Annotated in this window: 21 protein-coding genes; 14 read left to right on the top strand and 7 right to left on the bottom strand. The window is 35.5% G+C overall.

Annotated elements, in window-relative coordinates; translation table 11 throughout:
• The first annotated feature begins 41 nt into the window (after nt 1-41).
• The 9 genes from ACFOWM_RS08370 to ACFOWM_RS08410 are packed head-to-tail and all read left to right on the top strand — an operon-like array spanning nt 42 to nt 7,244.
• Complete coding sequence (locus ACFOWM_RS08370; RefSeq protein WP_379708785.1) at nt 42-1,271, top strand: ABC transporter substrate-binding protein; 1,230 nt, start codon at nt 42-44, stop codon at nt 1,269-1,271.
• 58 nt (nt 1,272-1,329) lie between these two features.
• Nucleotides 1,330-2,112, top strand: coding sequence for an ABC transporter permease subunit (locus ACFOWM_RS08375; protein WP_379708787.1), 783 nt, complete (start codon nt 1,330-1,332; stop codon nt 2,110-2,112).
• Between the two features lies 1 nt (nt 2,113).
• A complete protein-coding gene (locus tag ACFOWM_RS08380) occupies nt 2,114-2,875 on the top strand; it encodes an ABC transporter permease (protein WP_379708789.1) in 762 nt (253 codons plus the stop codon).
• Nucleotides 2,876-3,598 (top strand): ABC transporter ATP-binding protein, encoded by a 723-nt coding sequence (locus tag ACFOWM_RS08385; RefSeq protein ID WP_379708791.1) that lies wholly within the window; start codon nt 2,876-2,878, stop codon nt 3,596-3,598.
• Nucleotides 3,592-4,269 carry a DUF547 domain-containing protein gene (locus ACFOWM_RS08390; RefSeq protein ID WP_379708793.1) on the top strand — a complete coding sequence of 226 codons (678 nt, stop codon included), beginning with the start codon at nt 3,592-3,594 and terminating at the stop codon, nt 4,267-4,269. The genes ACFOWM_RS08385 and ACFOWM_RS08390 overlap by 7 nt, the downstream gene beginning before the upstream one ends.
• On the top strand, nt 4,270-5,034 hold the full coding sequence (locus ACFOWM_RS08395) for a methyltransferase domain-containing protein (RefSeq protein ID WP_379708795.1): 765 nt from the start codon (nt 4,270-4,272) through the stop codon (nt 5,032-5,034). It begins immediately after the preceding gene.
• Between the two features lie 6 nt (nt 5,035-5,040).
• Nucleotides 5,041-5,979 carry a radical SAM protein gene (locus tag ACFOWM_RS08400; protein WP_379708797.1) on the top strand — a complete coding sequence of 313 codons (939 nt, stop codon included), beginning with the start codon at nt 5,041-5,043 and terminating at the stop codon, nt 5,977-5,979.
• Between the two features lie 4 nt (nt 5,980-5,983).
• Entirely contained in the window at nt 5,984-6,604 is a 621-nt protein-coding gene (locus ACFOWM_RS08405; protein ID WP_379708799.1) for a hypothetical protein, read from the top strand.
• Complete coding sequence (locus ACFOWM_RS08410) at nt 6,597-7,244, top strand: hypothetical protein (protein ID WP_379708801.1); 648 nt, start codon at nt 6,597-6,599, stop codon at nt 7,242-7,244. Before ACFOWM_RS08405 ends, ACFOWM_RS08410 begins: the two co-directional genes overlap by 8 nt.
• A 64-nt stretch (nt 7,245-7,308) precedes the next feature.
• On the opposite strand, the gene ACFOWM_RS08415 is transcribed toward ACFOWM_RS08410, so the two are convergent.
• From ACFOWM_RS08415 to ACFOWM_RS08440, 6 genes are all read right to left on the bottom strand, one after another.
• Nucleotides 7,309-12,546: a T9SS type A sorting domain-containing protein gene (locus tag ACFOWM_RS08415; protein WP_379708803.1), complete on the bottom strand. Its 5,238-nt coding sequence runs from the start codon at nt 12,544-12,546 to the stop codon at nt 7,309-7,311.
• 339 nt (nt 12,547-12,885) lie between these two features.
• Entirely contained in the window at nt 12,886-13,710 is an 825-nt protein-coding gene (tsf, locus tag ACFOWM_RS08420) for a translation elongation factor Ts (protein ID WP_379708805.1), read from the bottom strand.
• Nucleotides 13,711-13,894: 184 nt separating this feature from the next.
• Nucleotides 13,895-14,773, bottom strand: coding sequence for a 30S ribosomal protein S2 (gene rpsB, locus ACFOWM_RS08425; RefSeq protein ID WP_379708807.1), 879 nt, complete (start codon nt 14,771-14,773; stop codon nt 13,895-13,897).
• Between the two features lie 93 nt (nt 14,774-14,866).
• Nucleotides 14,867-15,256 (bottom strand): 30S ribosomal protein S9, encoded by a 390-nt coding sequence (gene rpsI / locus ACFOWM_RS08430; RefSeq protein WP_379708809.1) that lies wholly within the window; start codon nt 15,254-15,256, stop codon nt 14,867-14,869.
• Between the two features lie 56 nt (nt 15,257-15,312).
• Nucleotides 15,313-15,765 carry a 50S ribosomal protein L13 gene (gene rplM, locus ACFOWM_RS08435; protein ID WP_379708811.1) on the bottom strand — a complete coding sequence of 151 codons (453 nt, stop codon included), beginning with the start codon at nt 15,763-15,765 and terminating at the stop codon, nt 15,313-15,315.
• Between the two features lie 286 nt (nt 15,766-16,051).
• Nucleotides 16,052-16,516: an SRPBCC family protein gene (locus ACFOWM_RS08440; protein WP_379708813.1), complete on the bottom strand. Its 465-nt coding sequence runs from the start codon at nt 16,514-16,516 to the stop codon at nt 16,052-16,054.
• Between the two features lie 101 nt (nt 16,517-16,617).
• On the opposite strand from ACFOWM_RS08440, the gene ACFOWM_RS08445 reads away from it, so the two are divergent.
• Nucleotides 16,618-19,770 carry an ATP-dependent helicase gene (locus ACFOWM_RS08445; protein ID WP_379708815.1) on the top strand — a complete coding sequence of 1,051 codons (3,153 nt, stop codon included), beginning with the start codon at nt 16,618-16,620 and terminating at the stop codon, nt 19,768-19,770.
• Nucleotides 19,771-19,810: 40 nt separating this feature from the next.
• On the opposite strand, the gene ACFOWM_RS08450 is transcribed toward ACFOWM_RS08445, so the two are convergent.
• Entirely contained in the window at nt 19,811-20,437 is a 627-nt protein-coding gene (locus ACFOWM_RS08450) for a hypothetical protein (RefSeq protein WP_379708817.1), read from the bottom strand.
• Between the two features lie 155 nt (nt 20,438-20,592).
• Between ACFOWM_RS08450 and ACFOWM_RS08455 the strand changes: the two genes are divergently transcribed.
• From ACFOWM_RS08455 to ACFOWM_RS08470, 4 genes are all read left to right on the top strand, one after another.
• Nucleotides 20,593-21,963 (top strand): Ig-like domain-containing protein, encoded by a 1,371-nt coding sequence (locus ACFOWM_RS08455; protein WP_379708819.1) that lies wholly within the window; start codon nt 20,593-20,595, stop codon nt 21,961-21,963.
• A 30-nt stretch (nt 21,964-21,993) separates the two neighbouring features.
• Nucleotides 21,994-22,611 carry a recombination mediator RecR gene (gene recR / locus ACFOWM_RS08460; protein ID WP_379708821.1) on the top strand — a complete coding sequence of 206 codons (618 nt, stop codon included), beginning with the start codon at nt 21,994-21,996 and terminating at the stop codon, nt 22,609-22,611.
• A gap of 74 nt (nt 22,612-22,685) precedes the next feature.
• Nucleotides 22,686-23,201 carry a hypothetical protein gene (locus tag ACFOWM_RS08465; RefSeq protein ID WP_379708823.1) on the top strand — a complete coding sequence of 172 codons (516 nt, stop codon included), beginning with the start codon at nt 22,686-22,688 and terminating at the stop codon, nt 23,199-23,201.
• Between the two features lie 269 nt (nt 23,202-23,470).
• The gene (locus ACFOWM_RS08470) at nt 23,471-24,478 is read left to right on the top strand and encodes a homocysteine S-methyltransferase family protein (RefSeq protein WP_379708825.1); all 1,008 of its coding nucleotides are present in this window, start codon (nt 23,471-23,473) and stop codon (nt 24,476-24,478) included.
• The last annotated feature ends 40 nt before the right edge of the window (nt 24,479-24,518 follow it).

The following is a 24,518-nucleotide window of genomic DNA, read 5'->3' on the forward strand; positions in this document are numbered from 1 at the left end:
TTTCAACTCAGTTTAAAACTAAACACCTTAAACAACATTTCATGAAATCGTTTTCAGTTATAATTTGTAGTTTTTTTATAGTTTGTTCAGCAATGCTTACCAGTTGTAATCAAAAAAAAGCTACAATGCAGGCAGATGTTGCTTCATTAAGTTGGAAAGATATTGAAGCGAAAGCTAATGGTACTACCGTACATTTAATGATGTGGCAGGGCGACCCACAAATAAATGCTTATATGGCTGATTATGTAGTGCCACAAATAAAAAAACTTTACAATATTGATCTTAAAATTGTTGCAGGACAAGGCAATCAAATTGTGTCATTATTACTCAACGAAAAACAAGCTAGTAAAACCAGTAGTGAAATTGATTTAGGGTGGATTAATGGAGAAACATTTTACCAGCTAAGACAAATAGATGGTTTGTATGGCCCATTTACCAATCAACTACCCAACGCCCAATACATTAACTTCAACAATAAATTTATTAATACTGATTTTCAAGAACCCATCAATGGCATGGAGTGTCCGTGGGGAAATGTACAAATGTGTTTAATTTACAATAAAGATAAAGTGGCTAACCCTCCAAAAAACATTACAGAGTTAGCCAGCTATGTAAAAGCCAATCCGGGACGATTTACCATTGGCAACGATTTTACAGGACTTACTTTTTTAAAATCAATGTTAGTAGAAATTGCAGGTGCAGATACCTCATTAAAAGGAAAATTTAATGAAGCTGCTTATAAAAAATACAGCCAACAACTGTGGGACTACATCAACACTAATAAAAAATATTTTTGGAAAGAAGGTAAAACTTTTCCAAATGCTGTAGCGCCCATGCACCAAATGTTTGCCAGTGGTGAGTTGTATTTTACCATGAGCAATAACGATGGAGAGGTTGATAATAAAGTAGCATTAGGCACTTTCCCTACATTTGCCCGTTCATATGTTTTTGATGCTGGTACTATCCAAAACTCACACTACATGGGTATTATCAAAAACAGTGGCAATAAAGCTGGTGCTATGGTGGTTGTTAATTTTTTAATTTCACCGGCTGCACAATTACAAAAAAATAAATCAACGGTTTGGGGTGATGGTACGGTGTTAAATATAAATAGTTTGCCCGATAGTTTTCAACAACAGTTTAAACAATTAGGCAACAGAATGTACGGTCCGCAAAGAAGCGATATTGAGCAAAAAGCAATAGAAGAATTAGCGCCAGAATACATGATTCGCTTGAGCGATGATTTTAGAAAATATGTTATTGAACAATAAAAATATTTTTCACAAACTAGGGATAATACTGCTGGTATTATTTGTACTACTACCTTTTTTGGCAGGGTTGGTATATGCCATTTTATATAGCATTGGAGCAGTTGGTGTATTTGCTCAAGCAATCAACTTAAAGGTTATTGTAAATACCTTACAAAGTAATGAGGTACTCAGTGCTTTTTTATTTAGTTTTTACATCGCTATAATGGCAATTGCTATTTCGTTGCTAGTGGTATTGCCAAACGTAATTACTTTTCACCAGCAAGTAACCCAGCATAAAAATGCCTTTGTTTTATACTTACCATTAGCCATACCTGCTATTGTTGCGGCATTTATTTCATTTCAACTATTTGGCAAAACGGGTTTGTTATCAGCCATTGCTTTTAAATTAGGCATCATTAATAACTTACAACAGTTTCCTGATTGGGTAAATGATACTTGGGGTATTGGTATTATTGCCACCCATGCATTAATGGCCATTCCTTTTTTTACCATCTATTTTTCAAATTTATTTGTTGCCGAAAATTTACAATCGTTAGGCCATGTTGCTCATACTTTAGGAGCCACTCCAAGGCAGGTTACTTACAAAATATACTATCCTAATTTAATAAAAAAAGGAGCCGCTACCATTTTGCTCTACTTTGTATTTGTGTTAGGCTCTTATGAAATTCCTTTGTTGTTAGGCCAACAACAACCACAAATGATAACAGTACTTATTGTAAAAAAATTACAACGCTTTAATATAGCTGATATGCCACAGGGCTACTGTATTGCTGTATTGTATTGTATATTAATTATGTTGGTGATGGGTGTTTTTTTTAAACTAAAAAAACAAACGAGCTAGTATGAAATCAATAAAAATTTTTATAGCTAGCACACTCTGTATATTACCCATTGTATACATTTTGATGATATCATTGTCAACAAATTATACCTACCCATCATTATTACCTGCAGGCATTACATTCAAAAAATATTCAACTTTATTTGCTACAACAGAAGGAATGGGTACATCATTTTTAACATCCATTTTAATAGCAAGTATTGTTGCTTTGTTGGCAACTGTTATTGGTTTTTTAAGCAGCAGGGCCATTGCCAATAGCAAGTATCATAAACAGTGGTTATTTTGTTGCTACTTCCCAATTGCGTTATCGCCAGTTGTATTTGCGGCCACATTTCACTTTTATTTTATTTATGTTGATATAGCTGGTACTTTAGTAGGTGTAATTTTAGCACAATTATTTATTGCTATACCATATAGTATTTTGCTACTGTCGAGTTTTTGGAGTAACCAAATTATGGCTATTGAACAAACCAGTTATACATTGGGGGCTAATTTTAAAAATACCTTTTTTAAAGTGTTATTACCCATTGCAAAACCTACACTCTTAATTTGTTTTTTTCAGGTATTTTTATTGAGCTGGTTTGATTATGGTGTAACCTCATTTATTGGCGTAGGTAAAGTACCCACTTTAACTATCAAAGTTTTTCAATATATTAATGAAGCCAATATTTATTACGCAGCATTAGGTAGCTGTGTGATTGTGTTGCCTGTTATTATTTTACTATGGGTGAATAAAAGATTTGTTTTTTCAAAAATTAATTAAATGTTTTTAACGCTTCAAAATATACAACATCAATATAATAACGAACCTGTGTTGCAACATGTAAACTTGCAATTACAAGCCAATACTACATTGGGTATATTGGGTAAATCTGGTTGCGGTAAAACCACTTTATTAAAAATTATTGCTGGTATTATTCCTATACAAGTTGGTGAAATTATTTTACAAAATAACAACATCAATACTACGCCACCACATTTAAGAAACATTGTTTATATGAGCCAAGAAGCATTGCTGTTTCCGCATTTAAATGTGTTTGAAAATATTGCTTTTGGGTTAAGAATAAGAAAAGAAAACAACACTCAAGTACAACAAAAAGTAACGGCATTGTTAACCCAATTGAGTTTAGCAGCACATGCTCAAAAAATGCCGCATCAACTATCTGGCGGACAAAAACAACGAGTTAATTTTGGAAGGGCGCTCATTATAAACCCACCATTGTTGTTGTTAGATGAGCCTTTTGGTAACCTTGATACCCATACAAGAGCCGAAATGCAATTGCTTTTTAAAGAAATTACCAGCAATTATAACATGGCTTCTATTTTTGTAACGCATGATGTAAAGGAAGCATTATTGGTTGCCAACGATATTGGGTATATGAACAATGGCCATTTAAAAATATATGCTAACCAACAAGCATTTATTGATGATGATATCACAGGCGCAAAAAACGAAATGGCCTTTTGGAAAAATGTATCATGCTAACACCAGCAACACCATATAAAAATATACAAATAGCCAGCGAAGCTTTCATAAACGAAATGCTTCAACAAAAAACATTGTATGTAACCGGTAACAATGTTGATATGGCTGTATTGAATAAATGGCAACAATATTGGGCTTCACAACCATTAACGGAGTTAAAGAGTGATGACCAAAAATTAGCTTTTTGGATCAATATTTATAATGGCGTAACTATTTTTTTTATAATTCAATTACAATTAAAAGTTCATATGAGAGAAGACCTTCATTTTTTTGATGGTTACTTCCTCCAATTTGATCAATATGAATTATCGCTAGATGCTATTGAGCATGGCATACTTCGTAAAAATAAAGATGTTCATTTTGATAACGATGCAGCATTTCTTGCTTTACAAGTGCATCAATTTAATTATCAAATACATTTTGCATTAAACTGCGGCGGTTTATCATGCCCTAGTATACATGTGTATCAAGCTAATACTATTCAACAGCAATTGCAAACAGTAACCACACAATTTGTTACTGATAATTTTTTAATAGATGATGAACATCAAACTATAACATGTAATGCCATCTTTAATTGGTATAAAAATGATTTTGAAAACAAATACCTTAATGATAGTTTGTACAAAAATTACCGTATCAACATTATAGATTATAATTGGAATTTTTAAATGTTAGCAACAAAAAACGATATTGCCCAAGCCTACAATGTTATAGCAAGCACAGCTACTCAAAAGGGAGCAGCTTTGCAACGCAGCAATGTTTGTCATGCCATTTTTGATGATTTAAAACACCTATACCCAACATTTACAGGTTATATTGATGCGTTAAATTTGGGCTTAAGTGGCGGCTTACCCTTCACATTTTTAGGCGATATACAAAACAAAAAAGTAGCCGATTTGGGTTGTGGTGCAGGGCTCGATGTTTGTATTATGCAAAGTCAAGTTGGTACAGATGGCTCAGTAACCGGTTATGATTTATCGAACGAATTGGTAGCTTACGGTAATGCTATCATTGCACAACATCACATTAATAATGCAACGTTAATAAATGCTGACATTGAGCAAATTCCTTGCGATGCTAATTTTTTTGATGCAATTACTAGCAATGGTGTAATAAGTTTACTGCCCAATAAACAAGCGTTTTTCAACGAAGTATACCGTGTTGCTCAACCCGGTGCTGTATGTTGTTTTGCTGATATTGTTCAATCAAATACAAGTAATAGCAGCCTTAACAATGTTATTAACGAACTAACAGGCTGTATGAATGGCATTTGCGAACCGAACGAATACCTACATTATCTCGTAAATAGTGGTTTTAAGCATAGTATTATTGTTCAAAAACGACCGATACTACTAAATATTACAAACCATAATAGCAACCAAAAGCAACCATTACCATCACTACACATCATCACCATAAGAACCATCAAATAATTAATTATGAATAATTTCAATCATTACGAAAGCGTTTATTGGGTGTTTACACAGCTCTGTAACGACCAATGCGACCATTGCTACAATAGCTCTGGGCCACAAGGAGCAAGACTTTCAGAAGAAGAGTGTATGGCTATTGTAGATAATTTACCAGAAAAAATTGATCGATTAATACTCTCTGGTGGCGAACCGTTGGCAGAAAAAAAATTACTCTTTAATATTTTAGATAAACTGCAATTAAAGTATAAAGGCGCCACACAAATAATGCTACAAACCAATGGCGATTTACTAACTGGCGATATTTTAGATACTTTGGTTGCAAAAGGAGTTACCAGAATTGATATTGCCAGCATTGACCGTTATCACAAAAAAGCTGGTGCTCGGTTAGATGTACTGAAAGAATTGCTCTTTTCAAGAGGTTTTACTGATGAAAATGCTACACCACTTATTGAAAAAGAAACCTACTTACAAACTAATAAACTAACATTTGGGTATTGGGGTGCATCTGAAGAAATGTGGTTGGGTGGTAACTGGGCAAGAGGTCGTGCAATGGAAAAAAATATTTGGCTCAAAAATCCGAATCATAATTTTTGTAAAATATTATCAGGTGCGAAAGGGTTTTTAGGTGGCACCGATTTGCCAATGGAAATTTCAATTCAGTTATGGAAAATAAATCCTTGTTGTCCTGGTACTAAATTTCCTTTAGGCGATGCTCGGGTTGAAAAGGTAAGTGATGTTATTACAAGGGTTAGTAAAATGGAAGTTTTTCAAGCATTGAATGAAGGCGAACCTTGGAAAATGGGCGCTGCCATTGGTATTGATGAAAATACCGCAAAAGCAGAAACCGAAGCTTTGCAAAATATTTGTTTGTATTGCGATTCATTTTTTGCCCGTTTTTTAGACGCTCAAACTTTAGCATTAAAAGCAACACAAACTGTAAAATAATTTTATGTTACAAGCATTAGTAATATCAAACAATATTTTTGGTATAGAAGGTTATTATCAATCTAATACGGTTATTCAATATCATTTTTATAAGGTCACCAAAAACTTTCAACCCAATTTACAAGCGTATGATGTATTGGTGGTGCCCAATGGTTGCGATAATGTAGCCATGCTAACTATTAAAGATGATGTACAAACTTTTTTAAATAGCGGCAAAGCCCTTATTTGTTGTGATGGCTGGTTTACCAATTGGGTGCCGGGCAATCAGTGGCGTATGGATATTAGCAAAAAAACCATTGATGTACGGTACTTTGTAAAAGATGACCCATATCAACTTTTTAATGACCTCGATGTAAATGAATTTATTTTTTCAAATGGCATGAGTGGTTATTGGGCCTGTGGCTATATTGATGCGGCAGCCGGTGCTCATGTTGTGTTAGAAGATACATGGCAACGCCCTATTATTGTGGTTGATGATGTAACTACCAATGGAATTATGTTTTTAACTGCTAGTGGCCCGTTAGGCGATATCAACAAACCATACAATGAATGTAACAGTATTGATAAATTGTATAAAAACTTCATCAACAAATTAACCACCATAAAAAATTTACAACATGCCTAAAATCGGACTGATTTTTAATGGCGTTTGGAGCCATTATAGTTTTGCAAAAGCCCCTAAGTATAAAGATATTTATGAGCTCATTTATATTCATGATTTATCGGCTGATAAATTAGATGGCTTAGATGCACTATGCATACCTTTTCAAAGTAACCACGAAGCTTTGCATGAACACCAACAATTAATTTATAATTTTTTACAAGCTGGTAAAAAAGTTTTTGTTGAAGGTGATAGCACTGCTAATTGGCTAGAAGCACAGTGGGAAGATAGACCCGTAAATAATTATTGGTGGGTAACCAACCTAAATAATCCACCTGTATCTGATACTGATTATAATCACCCATTATACAAAGGCTTGCTACCTAGGCATGCTTGTTGGCATACACATGGTGCTTATACCAAAGTACCAGCTCATGCTAGCATCATTCAAAAAAATGAAGCAGGTGAAATCATTACTTGGGAAACCAACCACTACGGCGGTACTTTACTAGTAACCACCCTCGATCCTATTGTGGAGCATGGCATTCAACAAATAACGCACCTCGATAATTATGTTGATAGGCTAACCCATTATTTATGTGGCGTTACACCAACCGGTACATTTGAAATAGTAGCTGCTGACTATGGGGTAAGTACTGTTTAATTTTTTTGATCTTAATAAAAAAGGCGACCAATTGGTCGCCTTTTTTATTGCTATATTTTAATTATTACTTTTTAATTACTGAAACTTCGGCAATACGTTCACCGTTTTTATCAGTTACAATTAAGTAATAAATACCTGTTGATTTACCAACTAATGAAATAGTAGCGGTATTATTAGTAGCCAATTGTTGTGCTACTTTTTTACCCGTTGCATCAAATACAGTTACTTGGTTACCAGCAACTAAACCTGTAGCTCTTACTACATCAACTGTAGGGTTTGGTGATACACTTACTTTTACTGCTCTCTTTTCGTTGATGATGCTTACATTACTATAAGTGAATGAACCATCTGCCTCAACAATTTTTAAACGATAGTAATAAGTAGCTACACCATCATTAGGTGCTTGGAAATAACTGTATGTTTGTTGTGTACTTGCATTACGTGCAGCTACCGTAGTAATATATTTATAAGTATTACCATTTAAGCTGTACTCTAACTCGTACCTGCTCAAGTTAATTTCTGCAGCTGTAACCCATTTAATGTTATGACCTTGAGCTGTTGCTGAAGCTTGGAAAGAAATTAAATTAACAGGTAAAACAGTTAACCAATTTACATTATAAGTTGCAGCAGTTGTAGACGGAACACCAGCAGCATCAACAAAACGATAGTTAAATGAAGTGCTTGTAGAACCTATACCTGTAAACCTGATTTGTAATAACGATGGGTTATAGTTACTAATAGTGAATGGGTTTGTTAATGATGGTGGATTAATACCATCTGCACCTAAAGTAATTTTTACACCATTGTACCATAACTCATTACCATTATTGGTTAATTGCGTTATTTGAATAGTTCTTGTACTTAATGAACCTGCTGTTGGTAAATCCTCAGGGTCAGAACCTGTTAACGGACCAGGACTACCTGCAGCACCTGTACCATTTAATGTTAAAAAGCTATTAGCTGTTGGCGTTGCAATTGTATATGTTTGGTTGTTTGACGTTGGTGTACGATCAATACCAAAGTTTACATTAGTAATATTTGTTGCATTTACAGTAATAGTAGCACTGATACCGTTTGGTGTACCATCACTTCCTGCTCCTGCTCCAATATTTTCACCCGTAGCTACATATCCTGCTGGTAATACTACCGCTGGAGCTGGGTTTCCAACTGTACCTGCTGTAGTATTAATTTGTACAGTATAGTTACCTGCATTTACATTCGTAAAATTATAAGTACCATCTGCATTTACTGGCACTGTAGCCACGACGTTTCCTAATGCATTAATCAAATTCGCATTTAATCCACCTGCATTTGTTCCTGTACCATCAACAGTATTTGCTGGTGTACCATTTAAACCGTTCGCATCGTTAAACACTGTACCACTAATTGTTGGTGTTACAAAGTTTATTACCGCTGTTCCGGTGTTGCTACTTGCTACACCTGCATTGTCTATCGCAACAAAAGGTATACTTATTGAGGTTGCTCCATTTGCCGCTGGATCTATTGTGATCGTTTGCGTTGGGTTACCACTAGCATCTGTTGGTACTACTACACCACCACCTGGGAAGGTTGCACTTGTGTATGAGGTACCATTAATAACTATAGTAGTAGCACCTGTTGGGAATGATGTGATTCTGATACTTGTTACAGTACCCGGTGCAATATCTCCACTTGCTGTGATATTAGTAAAAGTGCTTGCTGGTACTGTTACTTGCGTTGTACCGCCTGGGTTACCAACTGTATTACTACCTGAACCTGCCGTTGGGCGTTGCTCAATTCCAAAGTTTACTTGGTTTTGTGTAGTACTTACAGCCCCAATATTAATGATACCATTTGGTGTACCATCACTACCAGCACCTGCTCCATTATTTTCACCCGTATTAACATAGCCTGTTGGCGGTACAACTGTTGGTGGTGTTGCACCTACAGTAGCTGTATTTGTAGTTATTTGTACAGAATAATTACCACTGTTTAAATTGGTAAAGTTATATGTACCACCTGTTACTGGTGTGGTGGCTACCACTAAACCTGTTGTATTATCTACCAACACAGCGTTTAAACCTGCTGCTGTATATAAAGTACCATCAACTGTATTTGCTGGTGTGCCATTTAAGCCATTAGCATCATTAAATACATTACCACCAATGGCAATAGCAGTAAAGTTCAACACTGCTGTTCCTGTATTGCTACTTTCAACACCTGCATTATCAATAGCTACAAAAGGTATACTTACTGATGTTGCACCACTAGCTGTTGGGTCAACCGTAATGGTTTGTGTTGGGTTACCATTTGCATCTGTTGGTACTACTACACCGCCACCTGGGAAGGTTGCACTTGTGTATGAGGTACCATTAATCACTATAGTAGTAGCACCTGTTGGGAATGATGTAATTCTGATACTCGTTACAGTACCCGGTGTAGGGTCACTACTTGCTGTAGTGTTCGTAAATGTATTTGCTGGTACTGTTACTTGCGTTGTGCCGCCTGGGTTTACAGCACTGTTTGTACCTGCGCCTGCAGTAGGGCGTTGCTCAATACCAAAATTTACATTAGTAATATTTGTTGCATTTACAGTAATAGTAGCACTGATACCGTTTGGTGTACCATCACTTCCTGCTCCTGCTCCAATATTTTCACCCGTAGCTACATAACCTGCTGGTAATACTACCGCCGGAGCTGGGTTTCCAACTGTACCTGCTGTAGTACTAATTTGTACAGTATAGTTACCTGCATTTACATTCGTAAAATTATAAGTACCATCTGCATTTACTGGCACTGTAGCCACGACGTTTCCTAATGCATTAATCAAATTCGCATTTAATCCACCTGCATTTGTTCCTGTACCATCAACAGTATTTGCTGGTGTACCATTTAAACCGTTCGCATCGTTAAACACTGTACCACTAATTGTTGGTGTTACAAAGTTTATTACCGCTGTTCCGGTGTTGCTACTTGCTACACCTGCATTGTCTATCGCAACAAAAGGTATACTTATTGAGGTTGCTCCATTTGCCGCTGGATCTATTGTGATCGTTTGCGTTGGGTTACCACTAGCATCTGTTGGTACTACTACACCACCACCTGGGAAGGTTGCACTTGTGTATGAGGTACCATTAATAACTATAGTAGTAGCACCTGTTGGGAATGATGTGATTCTGATACTTGTTACAGTACCCGGTGCAATATCTCCACTTGCTGTGATATTAGTAAAAGTGCTTGCTGGTACTGTTACTTGCGTTGTACCGCCTGGGTTACCAACTGTATTACTACCTGAACCTGCCGTTGGGCGTTGCTCAATTCCAAAGTTTACTTGGTTTTGTGTAGTACTTACAGCCCCAATATTAATGATACCATTTGGTGTACCATCACTACCAGCACCTGCTCCATTATTTTCACCCGTATTAACATAGCCTGTTGGCGGTACAACTGTTGGTGGTGTTGCACCTACAGTAGCTGTATTTGTAGTTATTTGTACAGAATAATTACCACTGTTTAAATTGGTAAAGTTATATGTACCACCTGTTACTGGTGTGGTGGCTACCACTAAACCTGTTGTATTATCTACCAACACAGCGTTTAAACCTGCTGCTGTATATAAAGTACCATCAACTGTATTTGCTGGTGTGCCATTTAAGCCATTAGCATCATTAAATACATTACCACCAATGGCAATAGCAGTAAAGTTCAACACTGCTGTTCCTGTATTGCTACTTTCAACACCTGCATTATCAATAGCTACAAAAGGTATACTTACTGATGTTGCACCACTAGCTGTTGGGTCAACCGTAATGGTTTGTGTTGGGTTACCATTTGCATCTGTTGGTACTACTACACCGCCACCTGGGAAGGTTGCACTTGTGTATGAGGTACCATTAATCACTATAGTAGTAGCACCTGTTGGGAATGATGTAATTCTGATACTCGTTACAGTACCCGGTGTAGGGTCACTACTTGCTGTAGTGTTCGTAAATGTATTTGCTGGTACTGTTACTTGCGTTGTGCCGCCTGGGTTTACAGCACTGTTTGTACCTGCGCCTGCAGTAGGGCGTTGCTCAATACCAAAGTTTACATTACTTGTATTAGTGTTAACTACACCAATATTATAAATACCGTTAACCGTACCATCATTACCTGCTGCGGTGCTATTGTTTTCACCTGTATTTACCCAACCTGCTGGTAAAGTAGTAGCAGGTGCTGTTGTTTGTCCTACTGGTACATTTACATTCGATATTGAAACTGAGTAATTATTACCCGGTGTAATACCATTGAATAAGTAAGTACCATCTGCATTAACTGGTACCGTTAATAATACGTTACCAGTAGTATTGTCAAATAAGGTAGCAAATAAAGTACCGCCAACGTTGGTTCCTGTACCATCAACAGTATTTGCTGGTGTACCATTTAAACCGTTCGCATCATTAAATACAGTACCTGATATAGTTGTAAGTGTAAAAGGAACATCGCCAGCATAATCACATCCTACATGCATTGATGAATAACGATTAAAATTGCTAGTTGGCGCATTGAATGTACCATTTTGAATTCTAATATTATGGTTAAACCTAAGGGTAAAATTATTTACGTTATTGTAATAAAAATAAGCAGTGTAATCTGGACTTACACCAATACCTGCCTGATTTACAGTAGGGCCGGTTGACGTATTTCCTACCAACGTTTGATTGGTTGTGCTTGACAACGTTTTTGAAGAAGGGTTGGTAATTGAAGTAACACTCTCTTGAATTGTAGGAGTAGTTGCACTTCCTGCACCGCCATCGTTATCAATTACTTGAGCTACTATCGGAGCGTAAACATTGATATTGTTATTGGAATTTAGCACCAATGTAAACTTCCATGTACTGAATAAATTTTCATTAGTACCATTTGGATTTGAAATAGTTGTTGCTGTTCCAATAAATGACGGCTGAAAGTTTCCATCTACACCAAAGCCTGTGCCACTTGGCGGATTTCCAATGTTATCAGGCTCTAATGTAAACCGAGTATTATTATATACAGTACCATATTGCAATGCAACTAATTCTGCTATAACATCAATTGCTATTGTACCACCTACGTTGGCGTTGCTATATTTGTACCTTACACCAACAGTACCAGGCGTACCTGATAACAATGATACGTTGGTACTAGCAAGATTGAGTTTAATGGTTTGTGCCCCCATACAAGTGTTTGCTCCAAACTGTGCAAAACTTACTTTTGAGCCAAATGTAATGAGTGATAATAAAAGTAGAGTGGTTTTTACGGATGCACTGATTTGCACCCATAGTTGGGGTAATGTTTTTTTCATGACTTTTTGGGATATAAACTTTGTTGTAATTGACTTTTACAATATTTCAAACGTTCGTGGTTTGATTTTATTGCTTTGCCTTGATAATGGTTGGTTTTTATTAATTATTAAATGTAGAATGGGGATAGGCAATTATTTTGCCAATATTATATTTTGAGTTAAAAGAATTTGATGTGAAACAAGCTAGGAACTTAATTTACACATATATACGAGATATGATCAGTTTGGATTTTAATATTGAACATATTTTCAATATTGTGCATAATTTTTTAAGCACTTTCAAAAATATATAAATATTAAAACAATCCCACCAAAAATGGTGGGATTGTTTGTAAAAAATTACCCTAAAGCAACTCTTTTAAATTCAGTCAATTTTAAATCAGCATTTACTGATTTTAAATATTCAGCGACTGATTTACCGTTATCTTTTACAAAAGGTTGCGCTAATAAAGTATTATCTTTTAAAAACTTATTTACTTTACCAACCGCAATTTTTTCAGCCATTTCAGCCGGTTTACCTTCAGCTTTAATTTGCTCAATAGCGATTTCTCTTTCTCTTGCTATAGTGGCTGCGTCAATTGATGTTTCATCAATCGCTAAAGGATTCATTGCAGCAATTTGCATTGCAACATCTTTACCTGCCTCAGCAGCTTCAGCACTCATACCTACTAATACACCCATGCGGTATGCACCATGTATATAGCTAGCAACATAAGGAGCGTCTACTCTTTCAAATTTTTGTATTTCTATTTTTTCTCCGATAGCTGCTAATTTATCATTAATCATATCGGCTACTTTTGCACCATTAATAGTTACTTCATTTAAAGCTTCTACGTTAGCTACATTGTTTGTAATTGCTGCATCAGCAATGCTTTGTGCAAATGCTACGAAATCAGCGTTTTTACTTACAAAATCAGTTTCGCAACTGATACACAAAACAATTCCTGATTTGTTATCAGCTGTAGTTTTTGCGATAACTACCCCTTCTTTAGCTTCACGATCACTACGTTTAGCTGCTACTTTTTGCCCTTGTTTACGTAACCAATCAATAGCGGCTTCAAAATCGCCATTGCTTTCTGTTAACGCTTTACGACAATCCATCATACCGGCACCTGTTGCCTGACGTAATTTATTAATATCTGCTGCTGTTATTGTTGCACTCATTTTATTATTTCTTTAAATACTTTTCAAGTAAAATAATCATCTTACTTGAAAAGTATTTTTATGTAAAAAGGTTTTAATAATTGAAATGTAAAGGCATTGCAAGTTAATGTACTACATGGCTTTATTAAAAAAGTATACTTCAACAAATTGTTATGAAAGTAACTTTTTAAACCAAGTATTTATATTACTTACCAGCTGGCTTTCTGCCACCTGTACCTGGGCCAGCTACTCTACGCTTTGGAGCACCTGCTGCACCACGGCCACCGCCTCTTCTTCTGTCTTCACCACCATCTTGCTTGTTTTCAAAACGAGCAGCTTTAGCTTCTGGGCTTTCTTCAATATCATCACCATTATCTTCATCTTTACTGCTTAAACGCTCTTCTAAACCTTCAGCAATGGCTGCAGTAATGTAGTTAACAATAATAGCAATTGATTTTGTAGCATCGTCGTTTGCAGGGATAGCGAAATCAACTTTATTAGGATCAGCATTGGTATCAACCATACCAAATGTGCTGATGTTTAAACGCTTAGCTTCAGCTAAAGCGATGTGTTCGTGACCAATATCAACCAAAAATAAAGCAGATGGTACACGGCTAATCTGAGCAATACCGCCTAATACTTTCTCCATTTTATCTCTCTCACGAGCTAAGGTTAATCTTTCTTTTTTGTTCAAGTTTTCAATACTTGCATCGCCTAACATTTTATCAATGCTCTGCATTTTTTTAACACTCTTACGTACAGTGTTAAAATTTGTAAGCATACCACCTAACCAACGTTCTGTTACGAAAGGCATGTTTACACGTTTTGCACATTCTTGTACAATTTCTTTTGCTTGCTTTTTAGTTGCAACAAACATGATTTTTTTACCGCTACGAGCAATTGCTTTCATAGCAGCTGCTGCTTCTTGCAAACCTTCTACAGTTTTATTAAGATCGATAATATGAATTCCTTTCTTTTCTGCAAAGATGTAAGGAAGCATTTTTGGGTTCCATTTTTTCTTTAGGTGACCAAAGTGAACGCCTGCTTCTAGTAGCTGCTGTTGTAAGGAAGTATTATTTTCCATTGTTTAGTATTAAAGTAATTTTTAAAAATTATGATGCTACGTATAAGTAAGGCAAAGGTGTTGTACACCCAAGCCAGTATACACCTTCCAATATTAACGCTTGCTGAACTGGAAGCTTTTTCTTGCTTTCTTTTTACCTGGTTTTTTACGCTCTACTGAACGTGAATCTCTTGTTAATAAACCAGCTGCTTTTAATACAGGGCGTAAATCAGCATTTGCTTCAATTAAAGCACGTGCAATACCCAACTTAGCTGCTTCTGCTTGGCCTTTAACACCACCACCAGTTGCATTGATAACTACATTGTATTTATCAGCTGCTTCAACAGTTTTTAGTGGCGTTAATACTTGGTTTTGCAAGTATACTAACGGGAAATATGTTTTGTAGTCTTTACCATTAACTGTGATGCTACCTTCGCCTTTGCTAAGGAAAACACGAGTAACAGCTTCTTTTCTGCGACCTACTGCGTTTGTTTGCTTTTCCATTTTTTATATGTTGCTGGTTATTACTATGTTTAAAAACACAATAATTAGCCTAATTTTTATTTGCGGTTAAAGTTTAAATCTTGTGGTTTTTGTGCACCATGTGGATGTTCAGCACCTGCATATACAAATAATTTTTTGTATATCTGACGGCCTAAGCGGTTTTTAGGTAACATACCTTTTACAGCTCTTTCTATTACCACTTCTGGACGACGCTTCAATAGATTTTTTGCTGCTTCACCTTTTTGTCCACCAGGGTAGCCACTAAAAGTTAAATACTCTTTATCTTCCATTTTATTACCTGTAAAAACTACCTTTTCGCAGTTAGTTACAATAATATAATCTCCGCAATCAACGTGTGGAGTGTAGTACGCTTTGTTCTTACCTCTAAGAATGGCTGCGATTTTAGCACACATGCGCCCTACGGTTTGATTAGTACCGTCAACAACGTACCAATTACGCTGTACAGTAGCCTCGTTAGCATGTTTTGTGGTGAAATGTAATTTACTCATTGTTATTTTTGTTTAAGTGAACCTGTGGCTATCCCCACAGCTTTTTAAAATGAGGTGCAAAAGTAGGCTATTTGCTTTTGAATTATCACCAATTTTGAAACTATTTTTTTACCGAACATTTGTAACTTATTGATTTTCAATAATAATTTTTAAAAATTATGAAATCATATACCTTAAATGCAGTAACAACAAGTATTTTAAAGTACAAAACGAGTGGTAATATGGGTTTACAGCATTAAAAAAGCTTGGTAATTTTTACCAAGCTTTACATATTTTATTATTGCTACTACTTTGTTCCAAAAAGTTCATCTACTTTTTTAACCCTAAAATCAAAAATACCTTTCAATTGCTTTTTTACAAATAACACTTGGGCAATATCACCTAAAAACCAAAATGGTAATTTATAGTGTACGATATCCGTCATTTCTACACCGCCAGGCACTTCTTTAAAATGATGTTGATGGTGCCACATTACATAAGGGCCAAAACGTTGTTCATCAACAAAAAAACGATGTTTTTCTACATGCGTAATTTCTGTCATCCAATACAATGGAATGCCTAATATTGGGTGTACATTGTATTCAATAATTTGACCGGCGTACACAGGGCCTAAATTTTTTGATAATATTTTAAAGTTTAAATTATCAGGTGTTATGGTAGCCAAATTGGCTGGGTTGCTAAAAAATTCCCACGCTTTATCCATACTACAAGGCAAAAACTGAACGGTATTTAAGTGATACACTTTACTCATGCGCTTTAATTTTTTTACGAAATGTAAAGAAACGCTTAAAAGTGTACCTACTTTTTACTATTTTGGCAAATTCGCTTTTCTACATATAAAAATTTTTTTTCATGGCTTCGTACCAACAACAATTGCTTTCAAAATTTAATGAAACGTATCATCAGCTAAATGAACAACAACAAATTGCTGTTAATAATACCGAAGGCCCTGTTATGGTAATAGCAGGCCCGGGCACAGGCAAAACACAAATTTTAGCAGCCCGTATTTCTAAAATATTATTGATGCCCGATAACTTACCAGAAAATATTTTATGTCTTACTTATACCGATGCAGGCGCCATTGCAATGCGTAAGCGATTACAACAATTTATTGGTGCTGATGCCTACAAAGTAAACATTTACACTTTTCATGCCTTTTGTAACGATGTTATTCAAGATAACTTATCACTATTTGAAAAAAATAGTTTAGATGCCATTTCTGAGTTAGAAAATATACAGCTTTTCAAAACATTGATTGATCAATTTCAAAAAGACAATCCGCTAAAAAGATACCGAGGCGATGTGTACTATGAAATTAATAACCTTCGCCAATTATTTTCTACCATGAAAAGAGAGGGGTGGACGGCTTCTTTCATCAACCAAAAAATTGATGCATACATTGAAAGCCTACCCTTACGTGATGAGTATATTACCAAAAGGGCTACCAAAGATTTTAAAAAAGGCGAAGTGAGGTTGGATAAGATTAAAGAAGAAGTTGAAAAAAAAGAAAAACTGCGTGCCGCTGTAAATGAGTTTGATCATTACCAACAGCTTATGAGAGAGCGTAACCGGTACGATTTTGATGATATGATCAATTGGGTGATTAAAGCTTTTGAAGAAAACCCTACGGTATTAGCCAATTATCAAGAGCGATTTCAATACATTTTGGTTGATGAATACCAAGATACCAGTGGCACACAAAACCGATTGGTACAATTGCTCATCAGCTATTGGGAAAAACCAAATGTGTTTGTTGTAGGCGATGATGATCAAAGTATTTACAGGTTTCAAGGCGCTAATGTTGAAAACATGCTCAATTTCGCCAATGCCTATGAAAAAGATTTAATAACTGTTGTACTCACCAATAACTACCGCAGCACACAGCCCATTCTAGATATTTCAAAAACGCTTATCAACAACAACCAAGAAAGGTTGGTTACGCAAATACCAGGGCTTTCAAAAGATTTAAAAAGTGCTAATAGCAAATTTGCAAACCTTACCATTAACCCTATTATTAGGGAATATAATAGTGTTAAAGAAGAAATGGCAGGCATTACCAACAATATTGTTGGCCTGCTAGCTAACGGTGTTGCACCAGGGGCAATTGCCATTATTTATAAAGAAAATAAGTATGGCGAAGCGTTGGCACAGTATTGTAGGTTACAAAATATACCTGTTTACAGTAAACGTAGCTTTAACATTTTACAAGATCCTTTTATTGATAAAGTACTTACCATTTTACGTTACCTTAATGCAGAACATGATATTCCTTACGGTGGTGATGAAATGTTGTTTAAAATTTTACACTTCGATTTTTATAAAATTGCTCCCATAGATATTGCTAAATTAACCGTAGAAGCCAGTACAAAAAAATATACTGACCCTTCATCATCGCTAAGGCGTTTATTGGTTGATAAAGCTACAAGGCCTCCACAAAATTTATTTGATGAGGGCTTAAATAAAAACCTTGTAAGCACCAGCGCTATGCTAGAGCAGTTAATTGCTGATGTTGCAAATGTATCGCTACAACAGTTAATTGATAATGTTATTCGTAATGCTGGGGTGCTTAAATATGTGATGCAAAGCAATGAAAAATTGAGGTTGTTACAAGTACTAACAGCTTTGTTTGATTTTGTAAAAGCAGAAACGAGCAGAAACCCCTACCTCAATTTAAATGGCTTTATTGATATCATTGATTTAATGGCCAAAGAGTCATTACCCATAAACATGGTTGAAGTAAGTGGCAACGAAAAAAGTGTGAATTTGCTCACGGCACATGGCTCAAAAGGTTTAGAGTTTACCTATGTATTTTTTGCTGGTGTAAATGCCAACGCTTGGGAAAAAAAGCGCAAGCCAAATGGTGGTTACATCTTGCCAGATACTGTGTTTAATGCGGCGCCTTCGCCATTGGCAGTAAATGAGGAGTTAAGGCGATTGTTTTTTGTTGCTTTAACAAGGGCCGAGAAATACCTATATATTTCGTTTGCAAAATATAATAACGAAGGCAAAGGCTTAGAGCCGTCAATGTTTATTGCAGAAATACAACAAGTACATCATTTACCCGTTGAAAAAATTAGTTTATCTGATGATGAAATGGCAATTTTTAACAGTTTACAATTTACAGCACAAGCACCTGAAATTGCTCATATAGAGGCTGATTTTATTGAGCAAATACTGAGCAAATTTGCAATGAATGTTACGGCGCTAAACAACTATTTAAAATGTCCGCTACAATTTTATTACGGCAATTTAATTCGTATACCTTCTGGCAAAAGCGAAGCAACAGAATTTGGTAGTGCTATTCACCATGCGCTAGAGCAACTATTTAAAAAAATGCAAGATGGTGGCAAAGAAACCTTTGGAAGCAAAGCGGATTTAATGGCTGATTTTAATTGGTATATGCACCGCCATCGTGAAAATTTCACCAAAGAACAATTTGCTCGAAGAATGGAGTATGGCGAAACAGTGCTTACAAACTATTACGACACCTATGTTCAACAATGGAACAAAGTGGTAGCGGTAGAACGCAACATTAGAGGCGTAGTGGTTGATGGTGTACCTTTAAAAGGCAAAATGGATAAGCTTGAATTTGATGGCAAAAACATCAACGTTGTTGATTATAAAACAGGTAACGTTGATAATGCTTTGGAAGAATTGAAAGGCCCCAATGATAAAAATGAGTTAGGTGGAAATTATTGGCGACAAGCTATTTTTTACAAAATTTTAATAGACAATTACCCACAAAAAGATTGGCAAGTAGTAAGCACTGAATTTGATTTTGTGGAGCCAGATAAAAACAAAAAATACCGAAAAGAAAAAATAGTGATTTCTCCCACTGATACCAATTTGGTAAGAGAACAAATTGTAACAGTTTGGAATAAAATACAAGCAAAAGACTTTTACACAGGCTGCGGCAAGCCAGATTGTAAGTGGTGTAACTTTGTGAAAAATAATGAACTAGCAATTGCTTTACACGAAATGAATGATGAAGCAAATGAAGATTAAAAACAAAGGGCGCTTCTGGTTTGAAGCGCCCTTTAATAATTTATGGGTTTGTTTTTTTGGCTTTTAAAACATCTAATATTTCTTGTTGTTTTATTATTTCTTTTTGCTGATCTGCTTGGTCTTTTGCATTTTTTGATAAATCATCTTGTAAGTTCTTTATTTTCTTTTCCATACTTGATTGATCATCTTGCAAATTCTTTAATTTTTTTTGTGCTTTTGTAACAACTTCAAATTGATCGTTCACTAAATTATCAGTATGTAATGCCTCAATTGTAGGTAACATTTCTGCTAAAAACGATTTTGCACTTGCAGCATTAATGGTTGTGGCGTTTGATCCATTTGAATTGATGATAAGCGTAACAATAGTTATGTCTTTTTCTTTCTTACTTTTTCTGCTAATATCAAAAATGTAATCTTGTGCACTAGGGCTAATACTACCAATAATAGCATTACTAGCAACTAAAAAGCCTTTGCTGCTTTTAAGTTTAAAGCCCATACGTTCTACTTTATCTGTTAATGATTTTTCTACTGTTTCTTTAGGGTATTTATACTCCATAGCTACAGCAGGTTGGCTTACCTTACTATATTCCATTTGTGTTTCGTAAGCTTGTGCAAATAAAACAGGGGTTGTTGCAATTAATATAAATGCTAATACAAATTTTTTCATAATACTTTTTATGTTTTTTATACTGAACCAAAAGTCGTGCTACAAAACTAGCTCAATAACATTTTATTTGGTTAATATTTTAAACAATAAGCTTTATCGAGTTACTTTTGATGAAACAATGCTTAAAATTAATGCGCTATAAAATACATTCGGTTTTGGGTTCCCTATTTTCAATTGCCATAATCATTTCAATTTTTGGAAGTTGCGCTCAAATTGGCTTACCTACCGGTGGTGTTAAAGATACTCTTGCGCCCAAGTTAGTAAGAGCTTCTCCAAGTTATGGTAGTGTAAATGTTACCAACAGCAAAATTACTTTTGAGTTTAATGAATATATTGATGTGCAGGATTTACAGCAAAACCTATTAATTTCTCCCCTACAAAACCGAAACCCAATTATAATAACGAACCCACGTAGCATTAGTTTAAAATTTAGAGACTCATTGCTGCCCAATACCACTTATAATATTAATTTCGGTAACGCCATTAAAGACATTAACGAAGGCAACATCTACCAAAATTTTACCTATGCTTTTTCAACCGGTGCTTTTATTGATAGCAACTTTATAACAGGTAAGGTAATATTGGCCGAAACAGGTTTGTACGACTCTACTTTAATAGTAATGCTTTACACCAATGCTGTTGATACTACTGTTTTAAAAAAGAAACCCAACTATATTGCTAAAGTAAACAGCGATGGTACTTTTAGGTTTAATAATTTACCCAACACCACCTTCAATATTTATGCATTAAAAGATGGCGATGGTGGCAAAACCTACAACTCCAAAGCTGAAATATTTGCCTTTGCCAATAAAAAAATTAACAGCAATAGTAACATTACACTTTATGCATATGCAGAACAAAAAGCAATTGCTAATACAATAACCACCAATGCAGTAGCAGGCGTTATTAGAAGTGCCACCGAAAAAAAATTACGCTATAATACCAATTTAACAGGAGCGCAGGATTTATTACAACCGCTTGAAATTACCTTTACCAACGCACTAAAAAACATCGATACTAATAAAATTTATATTGCAGATACATTTTACAAACGCCTACCCAATGTAAAATTTAGTTTAGATAGTACGGCAAAAGTTATACGATTCAACACCGCTTGGTCACCAGCCACACCTTTAAAATTAGTGATTGCACAAACGGCCGTTACAGATTCGGCAAATGTGAGCTTAACTAAAAGTGATACCATTACTTTTAATACCAAAAGAGAAGAAGATTATGGTCGCCTCATACTTCGTTTTAACGATATTGATTTAACCAAAAACCCCGTTATTCAATTTGTAGTGAGTGATGCTATAAAAATGGCATTTCCTATTACAAGCACTGAGTTTGTAAGCAAGCGTTTTCCCCCAGGCGATTATACGGTTCGCATTTTATATGATAAAAATAAAGATGGTGTTTGGACGCCGGGCAACTATACCCAACAGTTACAACCCGAGCTAGTTGTCACTTTACCACAAAAATTAAGCATACGAGCTGATTGGGATAATGAAAGAGAAATTAACCTGTAAAATACTTTTACAATCAATAATTTTGCAGCTATGCAATTCTCTTCTCAATTATTAGAAAACGCCGTGAACGAATTTGCCAAATTGCCCGGCATTGGCAAAAAAACAGCACTACGGTTGGTATTGCATTTAGTAAAACAAGATGAAACTTTGGTGGCTCATTTCAGTAATACCATTGCTAAAATGCGTAACGAAATTAAATTTTGCAATCGTTGCTATAACATATCTGATACTGTTACCTGTAATATTTGCAGCAACCCTATGCGCCAGCAAAACACCATTTGTGTAGTTGAAAATATTAGAGACGTAATTGCTATTGAAAACACCCAACAATTTAGTGGCTTATACCATGTTTTAGGCGGTGTAATTTCTCCACTTGATGGCCTTGGTCCTGAACAGCTCACCATTGAAGCCTTAGTAAATCGTATTCAAAATGAAGCCATTGAAGAGGTGATTTTTGCCCTAAACCCTAATATACAAGGCGATACCACTATTTATTATATTGGCAGAATGCTCAAAGAAACCAATGTAAAAATTACCACTATTGCAAGGGGTATTGCATTTGGTGGCGAATTAGAGTTTGCTGATGAAATGACGCTTGCAAAAAGCATTAGCAACCGTATTACGGTTGATCATTATATTTCAAATTAAGAAATTAAACCTTCGTTAATTTTATTTTGTCAGCAATTATATTCTACTATTTTTACAAAAAAAATTAAACTAACATGAAAAAATTAATCTTAAGTTTGCTAGCAGCAACCCTTATGACAGTTTCTTTTGCTCAAACAGCCGACAAAATGTTAAAACACAGTGGTGAAACATTGGATGTAAAAATTTTAAAAGTAGGTGAAGAAACAATTACTTACAAATACCCTGGTGAAGATGCTGAACAAACCATTGGTAAATTTGCCGTTGCAAAAATTACATACGGATCAAGTAACAGGGTTGAAAACATTACTGAAAAAATCGTTATTGGCGATAAAGATGATTGGGAAAACGTACAAATTTTAACCAGTGCAGCTCAAGTTGTTGGTTTAAGAAAAGGTGAAGAAGTTAAAGGAAAAACATCTGGCTTTATTAGTTATAACTCAGCTGGTTCTGCAGATAAAAAAGCAACCAAAAGAATTAAGCAAGATGCTGCTGATTTAGGTGCTCCTTTCATTTTGATGCTTTCTGATAAAGCAGATAATTTCGGTATCAAACAATCAATGAAAAAAGGCGTTGTATACTATTACAAGTAATTGTATTCTTTTTTAAAAAAATCCCTCCACAACTTGGAGGGATTTTTTTTATTCCCCTATTAGTAACCTACCGCTTTGTAAACACCGTAACATATTGTACTTTTGTACAGTAAGTGGAAGGATTTGTTTATTGTTCACCCACTTGCATCTCTCAAAAAACTGAACTAATAAACGAGGCACATTTCCTACAATCACCCTGCTGCGGATCTGCAAATCGTATTATATAGTTCATAAATTATTTCATTTTAAAAAGATGAAACACATTTTATATGGATATTAAAGCGATTTTAAAAGAACGAATTTTGGTAATTGATGGTGCTATGGGTACTATGATTCAACGCCATAAATTACAAGAGAACGATTACCGTGGTGAACGTTTCAGCAACTGGCATAAAGATGTTAAGGGCAATAATGATTTATTGAGCATTACTCAGCCAAGTATTATTGAAGGCATACACGAACAATACTTGGCAGCCGGTGCTGATATTATTGAAACCAATACGTTTAGCAGTACCAGTATTGCTCAAGCAGATTATGATATGCAAGTATTGGCTTACGAAATGAATGTAGCATCTGCTCAATGTGCTCGTAAAGCAGCAGATAAATATACCACTCAAAACCCTGCTAAACCAAGGTTTGTTGCAGGTGCTATTGGTCCTCTCAATAAAACATTATCCCTTTCGCCAGATGTAAATAACCCTGGTTTTAGAGCCGTTACTTTTGATGAAGTGGTAACAGCCTACACCGAACAAATTGATGGCCTAGTAAATGGCGGTGTTGATATTTTATTAATAGAAACTATTTTTGATACCCTCAATGCCAAAGCGGCCATTTTTGCCATCAACCAATATTTTAGAAAACAACAAAAAACACCACTTCCAATTATGATTAGTGGTACCATCACCGATGCATCGGGCCGTACACTTAGCGGTCAAACTTTAGAAGCTTTTTACATATCCGTAATGCATGCCAACCCTTTAAGCGTTGGTTTAAATTGTGCATTAGGTGCTAGCGAAATGCGCCCTCATGTAGAGGAGTTGTCATCAATTGCCCAATGCTTTACATCGGCTTACCCTAACGCAGGTTTACCCAATGCATTTGGTGAGTACGATGAACAACCGCATGAAACAGCCCATATTATTGAAGAATGGGCCGCTAAAGGCTTTTTAAATATTGTAGGGGGTTGTTGTGGCACAACACCTGATCATATAAAACATATTGCCAATGCGGTGCAACACTATAAACCAAGGCCATTGCCCGTTGTTGTTACTGCTTAACATCTTACCAAAATTAATGCTATTTAAAAATTAGAATTTA

The organism is Ferruginibacter yonginensis (assembly GCF_042651465.1).
GTDB lineage: Bacteria > Bacteroidota > Bacteroidia > Chitinophagales > Chitinophagaceae > Ferruginibacter > Ferruginibacter yonginensis.